At 58.5% G+C, this 1,596-nt stretch carries 1 protein-coding gene; it reads right to left on the reverse strand.

The window, feature by feature from the left end:
* Positions 1–1,596 (reverse strand): VirB4 family type IV secretion/conjugal transfer ATPase (locus RNA01_RS23160; RefSeq protein ID WP_147182435.1); only part of this gene is annotated, 1,596 nt, incomplete at both ends.

Here is a 1,596-nt window from a genome sequence, read left to right on the forward strand (position 1 = left end):
AGCGCTCTGCGTCCGAAATTGACTGAGTGGCGAGAACGACGGCACAGTTCGCCTTTCGCAGCACCTTCAGCCACTCGCGGATCTTGTCGCGGAAAACCGGGTGGCCGAGCATCAGCCACGCCTCATCGAGAATGATAAGGCTTGGTGCTCCCGTGAGCCGCTTTTCGATCCGTCGAAACAGATAGGTCAGCACTGGTACGAGATTTCGCTCGCCCATATTCATCAGTTGCTCGATCTCGAAGCACTGGAATTGACCGAGGGTCAGCGAATCCTGTTCGGCGTCGAGAAGCTGGCCCATGGGGCCGTCAACAGTGTAGTGGTGCAACGCGTCCTTGATCTCCCGCATCTGCACGCCACTCACAAAATCAGACAGCGACCGGCCTGGCGCCCCCGCCATCAAACCGATCTGTCGAGATATGGCGTTTCGGTGGTCCGGGTTGACCGTGACACCCTGCAGGGAGACGAGTGTTTCCATCCATTCGGAAGCCCAGGCGCGGTCGGTATCGGTCGAGAGTTCGGAAAGAGGGCAAAAGGCAAGCTTAGCCCCCTCTCCTGCCTCGCCGCCGATTTCATAGTGATTGCCATCGACGGCCAGCGTGAGCGGCAGGATAGAGTTGCCTTTGTCGAAGGCGAAAACCTGCGCACCCTCATACCGGCGAAATTGCGCTGCGATGAGCGCGAGAAGCGTTGACTTGCCGGAACCGGTCGGTCCGAAAATAAGCGTATGCCCGACATCATCCACGTGAAGGTTTAGTCGGAAGGGTGACGATCCGGAAGCCACCTGTGTCAGTGGCGGCGCGTCGGGTGGATAGAACGGGCACGGGGCAAGTGGACTGCCCGACCAAACGGAATTGAGGGGGATGAGGTCCGCGAGGTTGCGGGTGTTTATCAGCGGTTCCCGGATGTTGCAGTACCAGCTGCCTGGCAGGCTCCCGAGGAATGCGTCCGTCGCATTCAACGTCTCGATCCGCGCGCCAAATCCTTCAGCCTGGATCAACCTTCGAACGGACTCGGCTTTATCGGCAAGCTTCTCTCTGCTTTCGTCGAATAGAATGATCACCGGCGTGTAGTAGCCATAGGCGACCAGCTGCGAAGATGCCTCGGCGATCGCGTCTTCAGTCTCCGCGACCATAGCCATTGCGTCCTGGTCAACGGATCGACTTTGCGTCTGGAAGAGTTGGTCGAAAAACGGCCGTACTTTCTGCTGCCATTTCTTGCGCGTGCGCTCCAACCGCTGTTTGGCTTCCTCAGCATCCAGAAAGATGAAGCGCGACGACCAGCGATAAGTGAGCGGCAAGAGATCGAGGCTGTTGAGGATACCGGGCCAGCTCTCGGCCGGCAAACCGTCGATCGCAATCGCGCTGAGGAACCGGTTTTCGACCTTCGGGGTAAGGCCGTGCTCTAGCTCCGCGGTCGCCAGCCAATCTAAGTACATGGGAATTTCAGGTAGGCGTACGGGGTGATTTTCACCGGTAATGCAGAATCTGATGAACTGGAACAGCTCATCGTAGCGGGCAATACGGGTGCCACGGCGTTCCGGCACCTCACGCGTCCGCATACGCTCGATGGAGATGACGTTGCCAAGGTACTGCTCGA

This window comes from Paenirhizobium naphthalenivorans, from assembly GCF_007992095.1.
Classification (GTDB): Bacteria; Pseudomonadota; Alphaproteobacteria; order Rhizobiales; family Rhizobiaceae; genus Allorhizobium; species Allorhizobium naphthalenivorans.